General features: G+C 65.6%; 22 protein-coding genes and 2 tRNA genes. 14 read left to right on the forward strand and 10 right to left on the reverse strand.

The window, feature by feature from the left end:
• Positions 1 to 50: 50 nt before the first annotated feature.
• The 5 genes from VGV07_RS16195 to VGV07_RS16215 all read left to right on the forward strand — a co-directional run bounded on the left by VGV07_RS16195 (position 51) and on the right by VGV07_RS16215 (position 2,512).
• Positions 51 to 125, forward strand: a tRNA-Glu gene (locus VGV07_RS16195).
• 61 nt (positions 126 to 186) lie between these two features.
• Positions 187 to 261: transfer RNA gene (locus tag VGV07_RS16200), tRNA-Glu, on the forward strand.
• 119 nt (positions 262 to 380) lie between these two features.
• Positions 381 to 827, forward strand: coding sequence for an ion channel (locus VGV07_RS16205; protein WP_326869761.1), 447 nt, complete (start codon positions 381 to 383; stop codon positions 825 to 827).
• 39 nt (positions 828 to 866) lie between these two features.
• Positions 867 to 1,250, forward strand: a complete 384-nt coding sequence (locus VGV07_RS16210) for a hypothetical protein (RefSeq protein WP_326869762.1) — start codon at positions 867 to 869, stop codon at positions 1,248 to 1,250.
• Positions 1,251 to 1,330: 80 nt separating this feature from the next.
• Positions 1,331 to 2,512, forward strand: a complete 1,182-nt coding sequence (locus tag VGV07_RS16215) for a mandelate racemase/muconate lactonizing enzyme family protein (protein ID WP_326869763.1) — start codon at positions 1,331 to 1,333, stop codon at positions 2,510 to 2,512.
• 209 nt (positions 2,513 to 2,721) lie between these two features.
• Here VGV07_RS16215 and VGV07_RS16220 read toward each other — a convergent pair whose 3' ends face one another.
• From VGV07_RS16220 to VGV07_RS16230, 3 genes are all read right to left on the reverse strand, one after another.
• A complete protein-coding gene (locus tag VGV07_RS16220) occupies positions 2,722 to 3,768 on the reverse strand; it encodes an aldo/keto reductase (protein WP_326869764.1) in 1,047 nt (348 codons plus the stop codon).
• 41 nt (positions 3,769 to 3,809) lie between these two features.
• Positions 3,810 to 4,793, reverse strand: coding sequence for a Gfo/Idh/MocA family oxidoreductase (locus tag VGV07_RS16225; protein WP_326869765.1), 984 nt, complete (start codon positions 4,791 to 4,793; stop codon positions 3,810 to 3,812).
• Positions 4,794 to 4,871: 78 nt separating this feature from the next.
• Positions 4,872 to 5,825, reverse strand: coding sequence for a transglutaminase family protein (locus VGV07_RS16230; RefSeq protein WP_326869766.1), 954 nt, complete (start codon positions 5,823 to 5,825; stop codon positions 4,872 to 4,874).
• A 109-nt stretch (positions 5,826 to 5,934) separates the two neighbouring features.
• Between VGV07_RS16230 and VGV07_RS16235 the strand changes: the two genes are divergently transcribed.
• From VGV07_RS16235 to VGV07_RS16260, 6 genes are all read left to right on the forward strand, one after another.
• On the forward strand, positions 5,935 to 6,771 hold the full coding sequence (locus VGV07_RS16235; protein ID WP_326869767.1) for a transglutaminase family protein: 837 nt from the start codon (positions 5,935 to 5,937) through the stop codon (positions 6,769 to 6,771).
• A 90-nt stretch (positions 6,772 to 6,861) separates the two neighbouring features.
• Positions 6,862 to 7,182, forward strand: a complete 321-nt coding sequence (locus tag VGV07_RS16240; RefSeq protein ID WP_414649967.1) for an ArsR/SmtB family transcription factor — start codon at positions 6,862 to 6,864, stop codon at positions 7,180 to 7,182.
• Positions 7,183 to 7,272: 90 nt separating this feature from the next.
• Positions 7,273 to 7,890 carry a dihydrofolate reductase family protein gene (locus tag VGV07_RS16245; RefSeq protein WP_326869769.1) on the forward strand — a complete coding sequence of 206 codons (618 nt, stop codon included), beginning with the start codon at positions 7,273 to 7,275 and terminating at the stop codon, positions 7,888 to 7,890.
• A gap of 15 nt (positions 7,891 to 7,905) precedes the next feature.
• A complete protein-coding gene (locus tag VGV07_RS16250) occupies positions 7,906 to 8,361 on the forward strand; it encodes an SRPBCC family protein (protein WP_326869770.1) in 456 nt (151 codons plus the stop codon).
• Positions 8,358 to 9,149, forward strand: coding sequence for an alpha/beta hydrolase (locus VGV07_RS16255; RefSeq protein ID WP_326869771.1), 792 nt, complete (start codon positions 8,358 to 8,360; stop codon positions 9,147 to 9,149). Before VGV07_RS16250 ends, VGV07_RS16255 begins: the two co-directional genes overlap by 4 nt.
• A gap of 22 nt (positions 9,150 to 9,171) precedes the next feature.
• A complete protein-coding gene (locus VGV07_RS16260; protein ID WP_326869772.1) occupies positions 9,172 to 9,984 on the forward strand; it encodes an alpha/beta fold hydrolase in 813 nt (270 codons plus the stop codon).
• Positions 9,985 to 10,127: 143 nt separating this feature from the next.
• Here VGV07_RS16260 and VGV07_RS16265 read toward each other — a convergent pair whose 3' ends face one another.
• The 4 genes from VGV07_RS16265 to VGV07_RS16280 are packed head-to-tail and all read right to left on the reverse strand — an operon-like array spanning position 10,128 to position 14,013.
• Entirely contained in the window at positions 10,128 to 10,952 is an 825-nt protein-coding gene (locus VGV07_RS16265) for an ABC transporter ATP-binding protein (protein WP_326869773.1), read from the reverse strand.
• 13 nt (positions 10,953 to 10,965) lie between these two features.
• Positions 10,966 to 12,027, reverse strand: coding sequence for a FecCD family ABC transporter permease (locus VGV07_RS16270; protein WP_326869774.1), 1,062 nt, complete (start codon positions 12,025 to 12,027; stop codon positions 10,966 to 10,968).
• Positions 12,024 to 13,025, reverse strand: coding sequence for a FecCD family ABC transporter permease (locus tag VGV07_RS16275; protein ID WP_326869775.1), 1,002 nt, complete (start codon positions 13,023 to 13,025; stop codon positions 12,024 to 12,026). The genes VGV07_RS16270 and VGV07_RS16275 overlap by 4 nt, the downstream gene beginning before the upstream one ends.
• 34 nt (positions 13,026 to 13,059) lie before the next feature.
• On the reverse strand, positions 13,060 to 14,013 hold the full coding sequence (locus VGV07_RS16280; RefSeq protein WP_326869776.1) for an ABC transporter substrate-binding protein: 954 nt from the start codon (positions 14,011 to 14,013) through the stop codon (positions 13,060 to 13,062).
• 131 nt (positions 14,014 to 14,144) lie between these two features.
• Here VGV07_RS16280 and VGV07_RS16285 point away from each other — a divergent pair, with 131 nt between their 5' ends.
• Positions 14,145 to 14,531: a hypothetical protein gene (locus VGV07_RS16285; protein WP_326869777.1), complete on the forward strand. Its 387-nt coding sequence runs from the start codon at positions 14,145 to 14,147 to the stop codon at positions 14,529 to 14,531.
• Between the two features lie 144 nt (positions 14,532 to 14,675).
• On the opposite strand, the gene VGV07_RS16290 is transcribed toward VGV07_RS16285, so the two are convergent.
• On the reverse strand, positions 14,676 to 14,927 hold the full coding sequence (locus tag VGV07_RS16290; RefSeq protein ID WP_055878813.1) for a hypothetical protein: 252 nt from the start codon (positions 14,925 to 14,927) through the stop codon (positions 14,676 to 14,678).
• A gap of 324 nt (positions 14,928 to 15,251) precedes the next feature.
• Between VGV07_RS16290 and VGV07_RS16295 the strand changes: the two genes are divergently transcribed.
• Positions 15,252 to 16,235, forward strand: coding sequence for a nucleoside hydrolase (locus VGV07_RS16295; RefSeq protein WP_414649968.1), 984 nt, complete (start codon positions 15,252 to 15,254; stop codon positions 16,233 to 16,235).
• A gap of 46 nt (positions 16,236 to 16,281) precedes the next feature.
• Here VGV07_RS16295 and VGV07_RS16300 read toward each other — a convergent pair whose 3' ends face one another.
• Complete coding sequence (locus tag VGV07_RS16300) at positions 16,282 to 17,517, reverse strand: cyclopropane-fatty-acyl-phospholipid synthase family protein (RefSeq protein WP_326869779.1); 1,236 nt, start codon at positions 17,515 to 17,517, stop codon at positions 16,282 to 16,284.
• A 179-nt stretch (positions 17,518 to 17,696) separates the two neighbouring features.
• Positions 17,697 to 19,493, reverse strand: a complete 1,797-nt coding sequence (gene recJ / locus VGV07_RS16305) for a single-stranded-DNA-specific exonuclease RecJ (protein ID WP_326869780.1) — start codon at positions 19,491 to 19,493, stop codon at positions 17,697 to 17,699.
• A 168-nt stretch (positions 19,494 to 19,661) separates the two neighbouring features.
• Between recJ and VGV07_RS16310 the strand changes: the two genes are divergently transcribed.
• On the forward strand, positions 19,662 to 20,615 hold the full coding sequence (locus tag VGV07_RS16310; RefSeq protein ID WP_326869781.1) for a Tim44 domain-containing protein: 954 nt from the start codon (positions 19,662 to 19,664) through the stop codon (positions 20,613 to 20,615).
• Positions 20,616 to 20,735: the final 120 nt, after the last annotated feature.

The raw sequence follows: 20,735 nt of genomic DNA on the forward strand, positions 1-20,735 counted from the left end.
AAAACACCCTTGCCAGCCCGAATGAACCTCCCTATACGGACGCCACCGCGGCGCCCTTCGTCTATCGGTTAGGACGGCACCCTTTCACGGTGCAGAGAGGGGTTCGACTCCCCTAGGGCGCGCCACTTTCCCCTCATGGGCCGGTGGTTGACGGTACGGCGCTCATCGCCGATAAAGAGTTCCTCCGCGCCCATCGTCTAGCGGTCAGGACACCGCCCTCTCACGGCGGGAACAGGGGTTCGATTCCCCTTGGGCGCGCCAATTCACTTCTTCATCCAAGTCACTTGGCTCGGCGTATGCCTTCGGCATTCGTCGCGGACAGCTCTGTTCGGCTTCGCTATCCTGTGCAGCAATGGACACTATCGTCCCCGGAGGGCTCTGTGACCGATCTCATTCTGTTGCAACTCGGCTGGCTGGCCGTCGGCCTCACCGCCGCTGTGCTGATCCAAATTGCGGGCCTCAGCCTGATCTCGCGGCTGGTGAGCCGGCTGAGTGCACGGCCGGAGGGGATGGCGCAGACGTGGCAGATCACCATCATGGGGCTGGTGGTCTATCTGCTGTTCGTGCTGCACCTCATGCAGATCGCGATCTACGCGGCCATCTATGTGGTGACGGGGGCGATCGGCTCGGTGCACACGGCGCTCTACTTTTCGGCGGCGACGTTCACGACGATCGGTGGCGGCGTGGTGCAGACCGAGGAGCCGTGGCAGTTCTTCGCTTCGCTCGAGGGGCTCAGCGGCATCATCATGGTCGGGTGGTCGATTTCCTTCCTGGTGGCCGTGACCAATCGGCTCGGCATGTGGACGCAGAAGGCGTCGAGGAACTAGCCGCGCGACCAGCCGCTCCGGCCGTTTGGAGGATTGCAGATGTTCAAAGTACTGGCCGTAGCGGCCCTGCTGCTGGCGCAAGCGCAGCCCGTCTCCTCCCCGGCGACGGTAGACGAACTCGTTGCCGCTTCGGTCGCCGACTTTCGCGCCCACCAGTCGCCGCCGCCGACCGACTTCCGCGCGGTCCGCGTCGGCAGCATCGCCAATGCTGATGGTGGTCGGCAGTTACTGCTGTGCGGCGAGGCGCGGGTGACGCCTGAAACGGGAACCATGTGGTTGCCGTTTGCGACACTGCAGACCGGTGGCTACGAGCAGTGGCTGGGCGGCAATGCAACTGCCCTCTGCACGCAACCGGGCATCGAGTGGGACCCTGCCGAAGACCTGGCGGGAACGATGAAGGCGGAATTCGCAAAGCGGAGTTGATCAGGCCGCGCCCGCGCCGCCTCACTTCACCGTGACCCCCTGCCCCGCTATAGAGAGCGGCAAAACGGAGGGGAGTGTTGATGTCGACTATGGGCCATCTGGCGGAGCGGGATCGCGGACAGGCGCGGATCACCGCGATCAAGGCGTTGCGGCTCGATAGCGGCTTCTGCCTCATCCGCATCGATACCGATGCCGGCATTTCCGGCTATGGCGAGTGCGGCGACCTCGATGGCGACCTGGTGCGGGCGGCGCTCAGCACCCATGCCGAAGGCGGCGCACGGCTGCCGCATTTGCAGCTGATCGGCAAGGACCCGCTCGATATCGGGGCGCACCACCACAACCTGTTCTACGCCTATCGGCAGCGCCCGGCGCATATCATGATCTGCTCCGGGATCGACATGGCGCTGTGGGACCTTGCCGGCAAGCTGCTGCAGCAGCCGGTGCACAAGCTGCTCGGCGGGGCGTTCCGCACTGAGCTCGAGCTCTACTCGCACTGCCCGCATTTCGACCTGACCGATGCGGGCGCCTGGGCCGACGCGGCGGCCGACCTCAAATCCGATCCGCACGGGTTCAGGACCTTCAAGGTCGACATCCACGACGCCATCGGCATCGAGATGCAGGAATATGTTCCGAGCCTGTCGCCGGGCGAAATCAAGAAGATAGGCCGCTCCTACGAGCTGGCGCGCGAGCACCTGGGCGACGAGATCGACATCATCGTCCACTGCCATAACGAGCTCGATACCCCGAGCGCCATTGGGGTGGCCGAGGCCGTGGAAGCGATCAAGCCGATCTACTACGAGGACCCGCTGCAACCAGGGTTTTCGGAGAACTGGCTGGCATTGCGGCGCTCGACCACCATCCCGATCATGACCGGCGAGAACATCGAGTTGCCGGAGGGAGCGCTGCCGTTCCTCCAAGCCCAAGCGGTCGATTGCCTGCAGCCCGACATCATCAGCTCGGGCGGCATCACCGGCACCAAGAAGATTGCCGATCTCGCGGCGCTCTATCGCACGCCGATCACGCTGCACAATGTCAGCGGGCTGCTGATGAACGCGGCGAGCCAGCAACTGGCGGCGTCGGTCTTCAACTGCCCGCGCATCGAATGCACCCGACGGGCGGACGGTCTCGCGTGGGCGTCGCCCAATCCGCTGCAGGTGCGGGACGGCAAGATGCAGGTGTCGATGGCGCCGGGGCTCGGAGTGGAGCTGGATCAGGACTGGATCAGCGGGCACCGGTTTGCGGGGGAGCCGGACTGGGACTGAAGCAGCGCCATGCCGCGACAACGAAACTGATGAGCCGGTGTTGAAGAGTACCCCCACCCCTGTCCCCTCCCCGCAAAGGGGAGGGAGACGCTAACACTGGCGCCGGTGTTTTGGTCTCCTCCCCCTTGCGGGGGAGGGACAGGGTGGGGGTGCTCTGCGCGCACCAAACTATCCCGCGGCACGCGATTGCCCCGCACCGCGGGAGGGGGTTACGGCAGGCGCTGCGTGTGAGTCGGTTCCAGTTCCGCCTTGCCGAAGGTGCCCGGCAGGTTGGTGCTCATCCACTCATAGGGGTAGCCGAGCTTCAGCGGCATGGCGTCGGTGAGTTCCTGGCGCACCTCGGCCGGCAGGTCGAGATCGCCGGCGTCGAGGTTTTCGGCGACCTGGTCGACGCGGCGGGCGCCGATGATGGCGGCGGTAACCCTCGGATCGCCGAGCAGCCAGCTGAGCGCCACCTGGCTCGGGGTGCGGCCAAGGCGGCCTGCCACTTCGACGACCTTGTCGATCATCTTCAGCGAATCCTCGAACCAGTAGCGCGGCAGGGTGATCGCCGCCTGCTGACCGATGCGCGATTTCTCGTCGGGCTTGTCCTCTCCCCGATACTTGCCGGTGAGCATGCCGGCAGCGAGCGGGCTCCAGCAGATCATGCCGAGGCCCTGGTCATCGCAGGCCGGCAGGATCTCGCGCTCGATGTCCCGGCGCACGAGGTTGTAGAGGTGCTGAGCCGAAACCAGCGGCTCATACCCCTTGAGCGCCGCGACGCCGTTTGCCTTGGCGATCTGCCAGCCATAAAAGTTCGAGCAGCCGAGATAGCGGATCTTGCCGGCGCGGATCAGGTCGTCGGCGGCGCGCAGGCTCTCCTCGATCGGAGTGTAGGGGTCGGGACCGTGGAACTGGTAGAGGTCGATATAGTCGGTATCGAGCCGCTTCAGGCTCTTCTCGCAGGCCTCGACGATGTGCTTGCGGTTCAGCCCGCGCGAGGTGACCGCCGGGTCGGCCGGGAACCAGCATTTGGTGGCGATCACCAGCTGGTCACGGCTGAAATCCTTGAGCGCCACGCCAAGCATCGTCTCCGAGGCGCCGCCGGAGTAGCCGTTGGCGGTGTCGATGAAGTTGCCACCGCCTTCGACGAAGCGTTTGACGATGGCGCTCGAGGTCTCCTGGTCGCAGCCCCACTGCGAATTGCCGAACGTCATGGTGCCGAGGCAGAGGCGCGAGACCAACAGGCCGCTGCGGCCGAGATAGCGATACTTCATCAGTTTCCTCCGAATATGAGATCGAACAGGCAAAAGGCGGATCACTCGGTCGGGTATTTGAGCCCGATCTGCTGCCGGATGGTGTCGAGGCAGGCCATGATGGCGACGCTCTCGCTGGGCGACAGGATGGTGCCGGCGGTCTGCTTTTCGGCGACGAGACGTTCCAGTTCGGCAGCCTGGTACTGCATGCCACGGCCCTCGACCTTCGAGACGTACTCTTCGACCACGCTGTTGCTGGCGTCGTAGCGGCGGAAGCTGGTGGGGGTGTACCAGACCTTGTCGATCTCGATGCGACCTTCGGTGCCGTGAATGGTCGCGATGTTGCGCCCGGCGGTGTCGCTGCCGGAGAGGGTCAGCGCGATGGCGCCGGACTCGTAGGTGAACATCGTCGCGACCGTGCCATCCGCTCCGGTCTGTTTGAGCCGCGCGGTGGCGACGATGGTCTTGGGCGCGCCGAGCACATCGAAGGTGAACGAAATCGGGTAGATGCCCAGATCGAGCAGCGCCCCGCCACCGAGCTCGAGCGCGTTGAGCCGGTGTGCCGGGTCATCCGACAGGTCCTGCGTGTGATCGGCAACCACCGAGCGGATCTCGCCGAGGATGCCCGAGCGGACGATCTCGCGGATGCGCAGCATATGCGGCAGGAAACGGGTCCACATCGCTTCGAGCACGACGAGGCCCTTGCCGGCGCCGAGATCGACGAGCTCCTGCGCTTCCCGGGCGTTGACGGTGAAGGCCTTCTCGATAAGCACGTGCTTGCCGTGATTGAGCGCCAATCTGGCATTGTCGGCATGCATCGGATGCGGTGTCGCCACGTAGATCGCATCGACATCGGGATCGGCGCAGAGCGCTTCGTAGCTGCCATGCGCCGTGGCGATGCCGACCTCGGACGCAAACCTTTGGGCGTTCGCCTGGCTACGCGAGCCGACGGCGGTCACCTTGTGGCCGTGCTGGTTCAGGTCTTTTACGAACTGCTCGGCAATCCAGCCGGTTGCCAAAATCCCCCACCTGACGCTGCCGGCCATTGTCGCTCTCTCCCGAAGTCCGATTGCTGCGGCCCCGAGGTGTAACGACTTGGTCCGCCTGCGCAATGGTCCGGAAGGCTAATTCTGTCGGGCAACGCTGGCTGCATTCGCCTGACGCAGCCGCCGCCCAGCTGCCTCTGCCTCGACCTGCACTTTGTGACGTCCGCCATCGGCGGTAACGTGCACCTGTACGTCCATGCCGAGATAATCCGCGCGGTCGCCGATGAAGCTGCCGCTGAGCGGTTTGGCCTGGCGCGGCTCCCGCGCCACGCCAACCCGGATCAGGTCCTTGTTGCCGATGATGCCGTTGGTCGGGTCGAACTCGACCCAACCGGCGCCGGGGAGGAACACCTGCACCCAGGCATGGGTGGCGCCACCGCCGCGCATCACCATGCCCGAATCCCGCGACGGCACGTAGATATAGCCGGTCACGAAACGCGCGGCGAAACCGAGACTGCGGCAAGCCTCGATCATCAGCAGCGCGAAGTCGCGGCAGGTGCCGGTGCCGGTCGTCAGCGTCTGTAGCGGCAGCTGCGTGCCAGGGTCGGTGCGGCGGGAGTACTTGAAACTCTCGCGGATGCCGGCGGTCATGGTCATCAGCAGGTGTCCGGTTTCCATCACCACGCCGGAATGCGCGAACTTCCTGGCAAATGCCTCGACCTCCGACGCCTGGTGATGCTGCCGCATGTATGGCGCAAGGTCCGGCAGCGTCTCGGCGTCATATTCGAACGGCCACGACTTGGCCCGCTCCTCGGTCTTGAAGCGTGGGACAGTCAGTGGCGTGTGGTCCAGCACGATATCGGTCTCGAAGCGCAGTTCGGCCGCCTCCCCGCCGAATTCTGCGACGGTGATGCAGTTGCCGAACACGTCGTGGATCCAATGCAGCTCCGCGTCCGGCGACACTCTGATCGCCGAACTCAGCAGCCGCTGGTCGTGGCTGTCGCGCGGGCGGAACAGCACCCGGTGCTGGCCAAAGCGCACAGGCCGTGCGTAGCTGTACGTCGTGGTATGGCGCACTCTCAGTACAGTCATCGCCGCTTCCGTTCCGTTGCCCCTCGGTCAGAACAGCTGAACTGTCGCAGGGGTTCCGTGGAACTTCCCGCCCTGCCCCGAATTGAGGCGCGTACAACTGGATGGTGCGATGAAGTTCTCCGTAAGCTGCAGCCTGCAATACGACGTGGTGGCCGATACGACGCTGATCCTCAATGTCGAGGCACAGCGCAATGCCGGCCAGAATGTTCTCGCCGAGCGTTTCAGCATTTCGAGCGGCGTGCCGACGGATGCGCATGTGGTGCCCGAGACGGGCAATCGCTATCGACGCATGGTGTTGCCGGCCGGCCAACACCAGATCAGCTACACGGCCGATATCGAGACGATGCCATTCGTCGGCGAGCCCGGCCAGATCGCACAGGTACCCGTCGCGGAATTGCCATTCGACGTATTCGGCCACCTGTCGCCATCGCGCTACTGCCAGTCGGACAAACTCGGGCGGTTCGCCTGGCGCACATTCGGCGACATCGCCAACGGCCACGAAAAGGTGACGGCGATCTGCAACTGGATTTTCGAGAATGTCGACTATCTCGAAGGCTCCAGCGACGTCAGCACGTCGGCCTACGACACTTTTACGCTGCGCGCCGGCGTCTGCCGTGACTTCGCGCATCTCGGCATCACGTTCGCCCGGGCGCTGGGCATCCCTGCGCGATTTGTCTCAGCCTATGCGCTCGATCTGATCCCGCAGGATTTTCACGCCGTGTTCGAGGCTTATCTCGGGGATCGCTGGTACCTGTTCGACGCGACGCGGCTCTGCCCGATCGACGGCATCATGCGGATCGGTATCGGCCGCGATGCGGCCGACTCGGCTTTTGCCAGCTATTTCGGTCAGTTGAGCGGACCGCCCAAGCTGATTACGGTCATGCGCATCGATGACCAGCCGCCCAGCGCCTGGACCGTTCAGGCCGTGAGCATCTCCGCCAACTGATCACTTAAGCATTCACTTAGGTATTGACAGCGTCACTGCGCCGCGATACTTAAGATCATGCTTAACCAAGAGACAGAGCCCCTCGATCTCATGTTCCAGGCATTGGCCGACCCCACCAGGCGGCGGATGATCGAACGACTGAGCCGAGGGTCCGCGTCGGTCAGCGAGCTGGCCGAGCCGTTCAAGATGAGCCTGCCTGCCATCGTGCAGCACCTTCAGGTGCTGGAACAGAGCGGGCTGGTGACGACGCAGAAGGTGGGACGGGTGCGGACCTGCACCATCGACACGGGAGCGCTGAGCATGGCCGAGAAGTGGATCAATGATCGGCGCATCGGCTGGGAGCACAGGCTGGATCGGCTGGGGGCGTTCCTCGACGCGCTGCCGAGCGATCCGGACAAGCCGGCCAAGTAACGCGTCACTCGACGACAGAGCGGAGACGATGAGCCGGAGACAGCGTTTTCGGCAACGGGAGAGGTTTGCCCGTCGAAACAGGAGAAGGTGATGACCAAGGTGGTGTTGAGTTTCTCGATGTCGCTCGACGGCTATGTCGCCGGGCCGAACGTCTCCAGCCGGGATGGCATGGGGATCGGCGGCGAGCGGCTGCACGAGTGGATGTTTGCCGGCAGCGGCACCAAGGCGGGCGATGGCAGTTTCAGCAGCAGCGAGGCCGACGACGCGGCTGAGATCGATCTCGCGTTCAAGACCGTCGGCGCAGTGGTCGTCGGGCGCCGTACCTATGATGTCGGGTTGCAGCACTGGAACGACACCCCCTACCCCGTGCCGTCATTCGTCCTCACCCACAACCCCAGACCCGAGCAGCAGATGAAGAGCGCCAGCTTCCGCTTCGTCACCGATGGTGTCGAGAGCGCAGTGCGCCAGGCGAAGGCCGCGGCGGGCAACAAGGATGTCGTGGTCATGGGGGCTTCCGCTGCACAACAGGTGCTGCGGGCCGGCCTTGCCGACCTGCTGCGCATCCAGGTGGTCAGCGTGCTGCTGGGTGGTGGCACGCGGCTGTTCGACAAGCTTGGCGACGCTCACATCGAGCTCGCCCGTATCCGGGTGGTCGCGGCGTCGCCCGGCGTCACCCACCTCGAATTCAACGTCATCAACCAGGCCTAGAAAGAGGATAGCCAAATGCCCGAACGTTCCATCGCCCATGGCAGCTTCACCGTCGAACGCAAGTACAAGCACGCGCCGAGCAAGGTGTATTCCGCCTGGTCCAACCCCGAGTTCAAGCGCCAGTGGTTCGGCTCGCCGAGCCCCGACAAGCCGAAGGACGTCATGGATTTCCGCGTCGGCGGCCGTGAGTTCAACGAGGCCGAGATGGGCGGCGACACCTATGTGTTCGATGTTACCTATCGTGACATCGTGCCCGATAACCGCATCATCTACACCTACGAGATGCTGAAGAACGGCGACCGCATCTCGGTGTCGCTGGCGACGATCGAACTGTTTCCCGACGGGGACGGCACCCGCATGGTGGTGAAGGAAGACGGCGCCTTCCTCGATGGCCTCGACAAGATGGCCGACCGCGAGGCCGGCACCAACTACCTGATCGACCTGATGGGAAAGTGGCTCGACGAGCAATGAGCGCCAAGTCGCACAGCGTGATGATCGGCAACTTCGAGGTGCATTACCTCGAGGAAGGCCGCGGGCAGCCGCTGCTGCTGCTGCACGGAGGAACGGCAACGGCCGACTCCTGGGGCGAGGCGATGCCGCGGCTGGCCGACCGCTACCGCGTCTTTGCACTCGACACCCGGGGCCACGGCAAGACCAACAACCCCGCGCAAAAGATGAGCTACGCGCAGTTCGCCGACGATGTCGCCGGCTTCATCGCGGCGCTCGGGCTGAGGCGCCCGCTGATCATCGGCTACAGCGACGGCGGCCAGACGGCGCTGGAGTTCGGGCTGCGGCATCCGGGCAAGGCAGGAGCGCTGGTGCTTGGCGGCACGCTCAGCCGCCCGACCGAGGCCTATCTCGAAGGCCTCCACGGCTGGGGATTTCCGGCCCCGGGCAAGGTCGATTTCGAGCGCGTCGCGGCGGAGTACGGGCCGTACTTCGAACAGATCAAGGTGACGCACATGCATCACTATGGTCCGGATTACTGGAAGGCGTTCCTCAGCCAGATCTCGGAGCTATGGCTCACCCTGCCCAACTACAGCGAGCGCCAGCTGGCGGCGATCTCGGCGCCGACGCTGGTGATCATGGGCGACCGCGATCACCTCGGCGGCATAGAGGAAGCCGACCGGCTCTACCGACACCTTGGGGCCGGTGAGCTCGCCATCATCGCCAATGTCGGCCACGAGGCCGTCAACAAACCGCTGTTCTGGGACGCCGTGCGCGAGTTCCTCGCCCGGCACGACGAGCGCCGGGACTAACCACATCATCGGGAGACTTGCCTTGAGCACCACCGTTTCCACGGACGGGACCGTTATCGGCTACGACAAAATCGGCGCCGGCCCGGCCGTCATTCTCATCGCCGGCGCCACGCAATATCGCGCCATCGACCAGCAGACGTCGGAACTGGCGCGGCTGCTGGCGGAGGCCGGCTTCAGCGTGATCAACTATGATCGCCGCGGCCGCGGCGAAAGCGGCGACACCCTGCCCTATGCGGTGGCGCGCGAGGTCGAGGATATCGCAGCGCTGATCGAGGTGGCCGGCGGGCAGGCTTCGCTCTATGGCGCGTCGTCGGGCTGCGCTCTGGCGCTCGAAGCAGCGCAGGCGGGGCTGCCGGTGGAAAAACTCGTACTCTACGAGCCGCCCTACGTGGTCGACGACAGCTGGACGCCACCGCCTCGCGACTATTTCGAGAAGTTGGCGGCGTTCCGCGCGGCCGGCGACAAGGCCGGGGCGCTGACCTATTTCTTCACAGCCTCCATCCACATGCCGGCCGAGCAGGTGGAAGCGATGAAGAAGAGCCCGTTCTGGCCGATGCTCGAGCCGGTTGGCCACACCATCGAGTACGACGCGCTCTGCATGGGGAAAGAAGCCGTCGAAGGCGGGCTGGCGACGACTGAGCGCTGGAACAAGGTCACCCAGCCGGTGCTGGTGGTGGATGGCGACGCCAGCTTCCCGTTCATGGCGGGCGGGGCGGACGCGGTCGCCAAGGTGCTCGGGGCCGGGCGGAGGACCCTGCCGGGGCAAGGACACGGGCCGGCGCCGGAGGCAGTTGCGCCGGTCGTGGTGGCGTTTTTGCGGGGCCAAGCAGACTGAGAGAGACGGCCCCCTCCCAGCCTCCCCCATAAAGGGGGAGGTGCCCTGCCAGTGCTTTTGGCACGATCGAAGACAGAGCCTCGACTCTTCACCTCCCCCTTTGTGGGGGAGGCCGGGATGGGGCCGTCTCTATCAGTCACCCCCTACTCCGCCGCCGCCTTCAGCCGCGGCTTTACCCGGTGCCTGCCGACCGGCACGATCATCGGGCTGTGCGACACCGGGTCGTCACAAACCTCTGCGTCCATGCCGAACACCGATTTCACCAAAGCCGTCGTAACCACGTCGGCCGGCGCACCGGATGCGGCGACCTTGCCGTCGCGCATGGCGACGATGTGGTCGGCATAACGGCAGGCGAGGTTGAGGTCGTGCAGCACAGCGACCACCGTGCGGCCGCGCTGCTGCACCAGATCGGTCAACAGGTCCAGCACTTCGACCTGGTGGTTGATGTCGAGGAAGGTGGTGGGCTCATCGAGCAACAGCAGTTCGGTTTCCTGCGCCAGCGCCATGGCGATCCAGACGCGCTGGCGCTGGCCGCCGGAGAGTTCGTCTACCGCCCGACCGGCGAGGTCGAGCGTATCGGTCGCCTGCAGCGCGGTGGCCACCGCGGCATCGTCGGCGGCGACCCATTGACGGAACCAGCCCTGGTGCGGATAGCGGCCGCGGCCGACAAGGTCGGCGACGGTGATGCCGTCGGGCGCCACCGGAGTCTGCGGCAGAACGCCGAGCAGGGTCGCCACCTCGCGGGTCGGCATCTGGTGGATGGCACGTCCATCGAGATAGACGGTGCCGGCACTCGGGGTGAGCAGCCGCGCCAGGCCGCGCAGCAAGGTGGACTTGCCGCAGGCATTGGCGCCAACGATGACGGTGAATTTGCCCGGCGGGATATCGATGCTCAGCTTGTCGACGATGGTGCGATCGCCATAGCCGAGGGTCAGGTCGGTGGCCGAAAGCTGGTGGTTGACTGACATCTGAGGCCTCCGATCAGCCGCCACGGCCCGAACGATGGGCGGCAGCGAGCAGGTAGATGAGGAACACGGCGCCGAGCGCGCCGGTGACGACGCCGACCGGCAATTGGTTGCGGCCGAGCAGGTGCTGGGCGACGAAATCGGCGGCATTGGTGACAAGCCCGCCGACCAGAGCCGCCGGCAGCAGCGCGTTGCCGGAGGGGCCGAGCAGGCGTCGCGCGATCGGGCCGGCGACGAAGGCGACGAACGATACCGGGCCGACGGCTGCCGTGGCGAATGCCGCCAGCAGCACCGCGACGAGGATCAACCCGAGGCGGGAGAACTCGACCCGAGTGCCGAGCGCAGTCGCGGCGTCATCGCCCATCTGCAGGGTGCGCAGGGCGCGCGACAGGAAGGCCGCCAGCGGGACCAGCAGCAGAAGGGAAACGGCGAGTGGGGTGAGGTTCTCAAAGGTTGAGCCGTTGAGGCTGCCGGTCAGCCAACTCAGCGCTTCCTGGACTTCCATGATGCGGGCGCGAGTGAAGAGGTACGAGACCACCGCCCCGGCCAGCGCCGCCATGCCGATGCCGATCAGCACCAGCCGATAGGGCGTGACGCCGTTGCGCCAGGCGAGGCCGTAGATCAGCAGCGCCGTCAGCACGGCGCCGCCGCAGGCCATGATCGAGACGCCGAGGCCGGACCATTTGAAGATGATGATCGCCAGCACAGCCGCGGCGCTGGCGCCGGTGGTGATGCCGACGATATCGGGGCTGGCGAGCGGGTTGCGGAGGATGGTCTGGAAGATGATGCCGGAGAGGCCAAACGCGGCGCCCGACAGCAGTCCGGCCATGACGCGCGGCAGGCGGACGCCGAGCACGATGAAATCGTTGGCCGCATCCGTGTTGCCCGTGAACGGTGACAGCAGCGAGGCGATGACGTCGACCAGCGGCAGCGGGTAATCGCCGATCGACATCGAGAGGCTTGCCACAGCCAGCGACAACACTGTGAGGCCAAGCACCACGAGGCCATAACGGCGCGCCAGGCGCTTGCGCACTGCTACCACCGCGCCCACGGGCGCAAAGCTCTGGGTGGCGCTCATAGCTCGGCCAGCTTCCTGCGCCGCACCAGCGCGATGAAGAACGGTGCCCCGAGCGCCGCAGTGACGATGCCGACCTGCAACTCGCCCGGCGGCACGATGATGCGGCCGACAATATCGGCGCCAAGCAGCAGCATGGGTGCCAGCAGCATCGAATAGGGCAGGATCCAGCGGTAGTTCGGACCGGTGAAGGCACGGGCCAGGTGCGGCACGGTAAGCCCGACAAAGGCAATCGGGCCGGCCGCGGCGGTGGCGGCGCCGGCAAGGATCACCGCGGCAAAGCCGACCATGGCGCGGCCGCGCTGTACCTTGAGACCAAGGCCGCGGGCAACGTCGTCGCCCAATGCGAGTCCGTCGAGGATGCGCGAGGTCAGCAGCGCCAGCACGATGCCGGCAAGGATGAACGGCGCGACCTGCAGCAGGATATCGGTGGTGCGGCCGGTGAGCGCCCCGACTTGCCAGAAGCGGATCTGGTCGAGGGTCTCGACATTGGTGATGAGGATGGCCGAGGTGACCGAGGTGAGCGCCGCCGTGACCGCCGCACCCGCCAGCGCCAGCTTTACCGGTGTCGCGCCCTCGCGCCCGAGCGAGGCGACGAGGTAGACCACCAGCATCGCTGCCCCTGCCCCGAGAAAGGCCAGCCAGACATAGCCCGAGAGCTGGGTAATGCCGAACACCGAGATACCGAGCACCACGCAGAGCGTTGCACCGGCATTGATGCCGAGGATCCCTGGATCGGCAAGCGGGTTGCGTGTCGCGCCTTGCAGGATGGCGCCGGAAAGTCCAAGTGCCGCGCCGACCAGCAGCCCGACGAGGGTACGCGGCAGGCGCAGGTCGAGGATGATCTTGTGGTTGGTCTGCGTCGGATCGAACGCCGTGAGGGCGTTCCAGATGTCACCCAAGGCGATCGGGCGGGCGCCGACGGTGATGGACAGCACCAGCACGGCGACAAGCGCCAGCGCCAGCAGCAGAAAGCCGCCGGCGCGCGCAGCCGGCGACAAGCCGGTCGCCGATGTGGCGCTCGGCGGCAAGGCCTCAGTCGCCGATGCTGACGTTGGCGGCGTCGATCGCAGCGGTGAGCTTATCGAGCTCGCGGGCATAGGCAGCGTAGTTGCGCAGCCAGAATGCCGGCCAGTCGGTCACCTGACCTGCAGCGGCGGCGCGCAGCGTCGTCCAGGTCGCCTGGGCCCTGGCGGTCTCGATGGTGGCCTTGGACCGGTTGTCGACGAGGATCAGATCGGGCTGGTACTTGTCGGCATTCTCCCAGCTCAGCGTCTCCCAGTAGCCGCGATCGTCCGCAATCACCGGATCGATCAGCTTGAGTCCCCAGGAGGCAAAGTCCATCAGCTCGGATGAGCCTTCGGTGGCAGCGACATAGAGGGCATCGGTGCCGGCCCAGACGGCAAGCGCCGTGAGATCGGGCTTGGCCGCGACGGCTGCCTTGAACTTGTCGCGCGCCGCCTCGAAAGCCGCCTTGTCGGCAGCGATCCCAGGGGCCGCGAGATCGGCGCCGAGGCTCTGGGCCAGCTTCTCGTAATCCTCGATCAGCGTAACGATCGACGCGCCCTGCTTCGGGCCGGTGATCGGCGCCAGCGGCTTCAGCGCGTTGACCACGTCGGCGCCGCCGCTCCAGGTCTTGTCGAGCGGCCACCACTCGCCGACGATGAGGTCCGGCTTCAGCGCCGCGGCCTTCTCGACGCTGACCTCGCCCCAGGCTTCGCCGATGATCTCGATCCCGGTAAGGTCCAGCCCTTCGAGCGCCTTCGCTTCGGCGACGACGCTATCGACGTAGATGCCGACCGGGCGGATGCCGAGCGGGATCAGACCGGCCGCCGCGTCCTGGCTGGCGATGATCCGGGTCGGCACGTGATCCACCGTCACGGTGTTTCCCGAGCCGTCGGCATAGGTCCAGGCGTCAGCGAAAGCGGCGCCCGGCACCGAGAGCAGAAATGTCGCAAAGGCTGTCGCGGCGAGCGTCTTGAGGGACATCGTGAGGGACCCGGATATGTTGATAGTTTGGGTCACCTATCAGCGCGCTATGCTGATTAGTCAAGTCATGTTTCGGCCGCGTGGGGCGAGTCACGCGGGTTTCATCAATCGATGCTATGGCTTAGCAGCCAATGCGAGACCGTAATGTGATCGAGCTGCCGCCAGCCATCCAAGAGTACTGGTACGCCTTCGACTGGGATGTCGAGGCGCTGTGGGCGCTGGACCTGCCGACCGAGGCGTTTCCCATCGACAAGCTGCTCTGGCACCTGGATGTGCCAGTGTGGGAACTCGACGGGCACCGCTATGCGCTGACGCCGCGCCAGGTGCTGCGTTCGCCCTACCGCTACGACAAAGAATATCGCCGGGTGCGGGCGGCCAGCCTGGTGTTCCCGATCGAGATCACCCGATTGAAGGGCCGTTGGCTGATCCTCGACGGTGTGCACCGGATGACCCGGGCGCACGAGGATGGGCACGAGGAAATCTTTGTCCGCAAGGTGCCGCGGAAGCTGATTAGGTAGCTGCGTCGTCGGCTACGAACTATCCCCACGCTGGATGTCATCTCCGCGAAAGCGGAGAACTCCGTTTGCAATGGTGCCTCGGGCACGGAAACAGAGGTTCCCGCTTTCGCGGGAATGACCCGGTGGTCGACGGTAAGCGCGCGCTTAGCTCGCCACTCGATACGGGCTGAAGGTTCGGCCATTGTCGGAGAGGCTCGACCAGACGACCCAGTAGCGGCCCTGCTCGTCGGGTACCAGCACTTCGGCTTCGCGACCGCTATGGGCCTGGAAACGGGCCAGCGACTGGGCTTCGAGGGCGGCGTTGGAGCGGGAGGGAAACGGACCGTGTGCCTTGCCTTCGAAATCGACCCACCAGTTGTCGCGGCTCTGAATCACGAGGTAGAGCGCCTTGGCCATCTAGTGGTCACCCCTGCTGTTCACGGAACCGTTAGCACCGATTCTGGTGCCATTCCGTCATCTGGAATGAGTTTCGCACAAGTGCGTAGTCGGAACGAGAGCACTAGGCGTCGCACATTTTATGCAAAGATGGGCTCAAATTGGGCGGATGCAAGCTTAGGGGCGCACGAGACCTTGCCCCCGGAGGCGCCGAACACTTCAAACGTGCAACTAACGCGAGCGAACTGAGCCGCGACTGCCCACAGCCTTACATGATGAAGCCGACCCACCCAAGTATTGGGCAACGTCACGCCAAGACTGGCGCGGCGTGCGGCGGCATGCATGATGTCGGACATGCAAACACTCAAAGTCATCTACGATACCGACCCCGGCGTTGACGACGCCATGGCCCTGCTCCTCCTCGCCCGCCACCAGCGGATCGAGCTCATCGGCGTTACCACGGTGTTCGGCAATGCCGACATCGCGACGACCACGCGCAACGCGCTCTACCTCAAACAGAAGCTCGACTTTGCCGCGCCGGTGGCTGAGGGCGCGGGCGCGCCGCTGGTGGGCGAACCGGATGCGCCGCCGACCTTCGTGCACGGCATGAACGGGCTCGGCGATATCGACCTGCCTGAGATTGCCGCCACCGCCGACCCCCGCCCGGCGCACCAGTTGATCATCGACCTGGTGAAGGCCAATCCGGGCGAGGTCACCATCATTGCCGTGGGCCGGATGACCAACCTCGAGCGCGCCATGCGTGAAGCGCCCGAGATCGTCGGGCTGGTCAAGCAGATCGTGGTGATGGGCGGTGCCTTCGGCCGCAATGGCCATACCGGCAACGTCACGCCGGTCGCCGAAGCCAATATCTGGGGCGACCCGGACGCCGCCGACATCGTGTTCGGTGCGGCGTGGCCAATTGCCATCGCGGGGCTCGACGTGACGCAGGCGACGGTGATGACGGAAGCCTATGTGGCCGAGCTCGCTGCCGCCGCCGGTGAGGACGGGGCGTTCGTTCGCGCCATCTCGGCGTTCTATCAGAACTTCCACCGCGAGAGCGCCGGGCTCGACGGCTTCTACGTGCACGATTCGAGCGCCGTGGCGCTGGCGCTGCATCCGGAGTTCTACGAGACCGAGACGGGCGCCATCCGGGTCGTCACCGAGGGCATCGCCACCGGGCAGACCATCATCAAACCGGATGGCCGGAGCTATCCGCCGGGTGCCTGGGACAATCGGCCGAGCCAGACCATTGCAGTCGGCGTCGATGCCGAGGCGGTGCTGCGGTTCTATCGCGAGACGCTGGTGGGAAATGGCAAGGGCGGACGCTAGTCAGCGCCCCCACCGGGTGTGAAGAGAGTTTGCGCGAAGACTGTGCTCAGGCCGGCCGCCGGTACTGGTAGATGCCGACGTCGATCGAGCCCTCGAAGAAGCCCGCTTCGCAATAGCTGAGATAGTAGACCCACTTGCGGCGGAATTCTTCGGTGTAGCCGAGCTTCTTGATGTCGTTCCAGCGGTCGAGGAAGCGCTCGCGCCAGAGCTTCAGCGTCCTGGCGTAGCTCAACCTGAAGGTCTCGACGTTCTCGAGGATCAGCCCGACCTTATCGCCCTGCTCCTGCATTGCGGTCTTGGTCAGCAGCATGCCACCGGGGAAAATGAAGCGCTGGATGAAATCGGGGCGCGCCCGGTAGTCGTGGAAATCCTGCTCGCTGATGGTGATGGCCTGGATCGCCGCGGTGCCACCAGGCTTCAGCCGGTCGTGCACGGTCTTGAAATAGCTCGGCCAGTGCTCTTCGCCGACAGCCTCGATCATCTCGATCGAGGCGACATGATCGAAATCGCCCCGGGTATCGCGATAATCCTCGAAATGCATGGTGGCGAGCTTGTCGAGCCCCTGCCGCTCGAGGCGCTCATTGGCGTATTTCAGCTGCTCGGCCGACAACGTGATGCCGTAGACCTCGGCGCCGAAATCCTTGGCGGCAGTTTCGGCGAAGCCGCCCCAGCCGCAACCGATCTCGAGCACCCGATGGCCCGCCTTGACCCCGGCCATCTCGGCGACCCGGCGGTATTTGGTGTGCTGCGCGTCGGTGAGCGACTGGTCGTCGGACGTGAAGATCGCCGAGGAGTAGGTCATCGAGGGGTCGAGCCATTCGGCATAGAAGTCGTTACCGAGGTCATAGTGCTCGGAAATGTTCTTCTTGGACCCCTCTTTCGAGTTGTGCCGGCTCAGGTGGTAGGTGATGTCCTGGGCGGCCCGGCCGTACCAGGAGTTCTCGCCGCTATCGAGCACATCGCGGTTCTGCAGGAAATAGCGGAACAGCCCCGTCAGATCCTCGATCTCGACGTCGCCGTCGATATAGGCCTGCGCGAACCCGACGGTGCCGCGCTGCAGGGTCTTCTGCAGCACTTTGAAATTGTGCAGCGTCAACCGCGCGTGCACCCCGGTGGCGGGATCCCCGAAGGTGCGGACCTTGCCGTTGGGGAAGGTGATGGTGACAGCCCCATGCTTGGGGCGCCCGATCAACCGCTTTCCAAGAAAGGCCGCAACGGTCGAGAGCAGATGGGTCCACGGCGTGGGCGACGCTGCCCTCGTTTCAACCGCAAGCTTATCCATGACGCAACATTCCAGACTACGGTCCGCTCCGCCGAGCAGCCAAACCAGCGCCGGTGCGGGGTCGGGCACATTTGCGAGACCGAGCAACGGGGCTCCCCGTGAATTAGGGCAGCACTTTAGTCGTCATAAGTGGATATGCAAGCATGACTTTCAACCCTGACAGAAGCCTGACAGCGGGGCTAGCGTTCGCCGGGGCAGGCCACATCCAGCAAGCGAAACTGCACCTCTTCGCGGCCCTGCCAGTGGTCGATCGAGAGGGTGCCCGCCAAGTGCTGCGGCGTGTCGTTGCCGGCGCTCAGCAGCGCTTCGCCGAGCGCGGTGGTCGCGGCGCGGAAGGCGATGGCCTTGAGTCGCGCACCGTCGTCCGAGGTGAGGGTGAACTTCACATGTCCGCCGGTGCCGACGATCTCGGCGAACTTCGCCTTGTGCGCCGGAAAGGCGAAGACCGGTTGTGGGCTGCCGGCGCCGAAGGGCCCTGCCCGCTCGATTTCATGCACGAACTGCGGGTTGGCGCCGCGCGCCGTCATCGCCGCGTCGATCTCGAGCGCGGTGAGCGCCCGCGCCTCGCTGACGCTGCTGCCGAGCCGGTCGGTGACATGAGCGCGGAACGGCCCGAGCTGGCCCGGCTTCAGCGTCACGCCGGCCGCCATGGCGTGGCCGCCACCCTTGGCGGCGAGCCCGAGTTCCACCGCCTCGATCACCGAGCTGCCAAGGTCGACGCCCGGCATGGAGCGACCGGAGCCGGTGCCCGAGCCGTCAGGCGCGAGCGCGATGGCAAAGGTCGGACGTTCGAAGCGCTCGCGCAGCCGCGCGGCGATCAGGCCAACCACGCCCGGGTGCCAGTTGGCCGAAGCCAGCACCAGCACCGGGGGGCCTTCGCCGCCGCCGATCTCGGCTTCGGCCGCGCGCGCCGCCTCCTCCACCGCCTCGACCTCGATGCGCTGGCGCTCGCTGTTGAGTTCATTGAGCTGCGCGGCGATCATCAGCGCCTGCTGCTCGTCATCGAGCGACAGTAGCCGGGTGCCCAGTGCCGCGTCGCCGATGCGGCCGCCGGCATTGATACGCGGACCGATCAGGTAACCGAGATGATACGCGTTGAGCGGACCGGAGAGGCGCGCCGCCAGCGCCAGGGCGCCGATGCCGCGATTGGAGCCAGTCCGCGCCACCTCGAGGCCGCGTGCGACGAAGGCGCGGTTCAGGCCCTTGAGCGGCACCACATCGCAGACCGTTGCCAACGCCACGAGGTCGATCATGGTCATCAGGTTGGGCAGCCCGGTATCGCCGCGTTGTTTCAGCAGCCGATTGGTCGCCACCAGCACCATGAAGGTGACCCCGGCGGCGCAGAGGTAGCCGAGGCCGGAGATGTCGTCGGGGCGGTTGGGGTTCACCAGCGCGTTGGCGGGCGGCAGGTCTGCATCGGACAGGTGGTGATCGATCACCAGCACATCGAGCCCGCGTTCGCGCGCATGGGCAATCGGCCCGTCGCTGGTGGTGCCGCAGTCGAGGGTGATCAACAGTCTGGCCCCACCGTCGACCAGCTTGTCGATGGCCGTGGTGTTGGGGCCATAGCCCTCGAAGATGCGATCGGGGATGTGGACCTGCGGGTCGAGCCCGAAATGCTTGAGATAGCGCGTCATCAGCGCGCAGGAGCAAGCGCCGTCGACGTCATAATCGCCGAACAGCGCCACCGGCTCATTGTCGGTGATGGCTCGGGCCAGCCGTTCGGCCAGCGCATCCATGCCGGCGAGCGTCGAGGGATCGGGCATCAGCTCTCGGATGGTCGGCTGCAGGTAAGTCACCGCTGCGTCGACATCGACACCGCGCCCCGCGACGATGCGGGCGAGGATCTCCGAAAGCTCGGTGCGTTGGCCGATGGCGGCGGCTGTGCGCGCCGCCGCGGGGTTCAGCCGATCCACCCAGGCGCGGCCCAGGGCGGATCTCGACACATTCAGGAAGTTGGGGCGTGGCTCGTCCATCACCCGGCGAGGTAAGCAGAAAGTGCCCGATAGTCGAGGGCGCGGCGCTGGTTTTCCTCGCTGCCGGTCGCCCGCCGGGAAAAATCGGCAGGGCTCCATTGCCGAGGTCTACACTTTCGTCACCTTTCCCCCCATATCAGGCGCAACGTTTTCACATGGGGAACCACAATGTTCGCTTCGAAGGGCTTCCGTTTCTCGGCCCTCCTTGCCACTCTGATCATGGCCTTCTCGCTCGTCGCGGTCGACACCGCCGAGGCGCGGCGCGGCGGTAGTTTCGGCAGCCGCGGTATCCGCACCGAGCGGAGCGTGCCGTCGACGCAGGTCTCGCCGAACACCACCGCGCCGGTGCAGAACACCATGACCAACGGCACGCAGCAGCGGAACACGGTGGGTAACTCCACGACGCCCGCTCGCCCGAGCCTGTTCGGCGGCTTTGGCGGTGCGCTGCTCGGCGGCTTCCTGTTCTCGGGCCTGTTCGGCCTGCTGTTCGGCTTCGGCTTCGGCGGCTTTGGCGGCATGCTGGCGCTTCTGGTTCAGGTGGCGATCATCGGCCTGATCGTGGCGTTCTTCGTGCGCCGCAGGCAGCAGCGCCCGGCAATGGCCGGCGGCCCGCTCAACTACGAGGCACAGGACAATATCCGCAACTATGGCGGTGGTGGCGGCACCTCGGCTCCCGGCGGCCCGCGCTCGGCGGCGTCGCAGCGCGCCGGCCGGCGTGACGAGGTCGGCATTACCGATCAGGACCTTTCGACCTTCGAAAGCCACCTCAGGGAGATGCAGGACGCCTACTCGCGCGAGGATTACGCGGCGCTCCGCCGGATCACCACCCCAGAGGTGATGGGCTACCTCGCCGAGGAACTCGGCGAGAACGCCACGAAGGGCCTGCGCAATGAAGTGTTCGACGTGGCGCTGCTGGCAGGCGACGTCGCCGAAGCCTGGCGCGAAGGCGGTACCGACTACGCCAGCGTGGCGATGCGCTACGAAAGCCGGGACGTCACCCGCAACCGGGCTACGGGGGAGATCGTCTCCGGCGACGACCGGGTCACAGAGACCACTGAGGTCTGGACCTTCCAGCGCCAGAACGGCGGCCGCTGGCTGATCAGCGCTATCCAGGACGCGTAAGTTTTGAGTTACCGAATGCGAGCGGGCCGCCCACTGGGCGGCCCGCTTTGTTTTAGCTCGCCGAGACGGCCCCCTCCCATCCTCCCCCATGAAGGGGGAGGTGCCGCATCGAGTGTCTGG

The organism is Devosia sp., from assembly GCF_035944845.1.
In the GTDB taxonomy this organism is placed as follows: Bacteria; Pseudomonadota; Alphaproteobacteria; order Rhizobiales; family Devosiaceae; genus Devosia_A.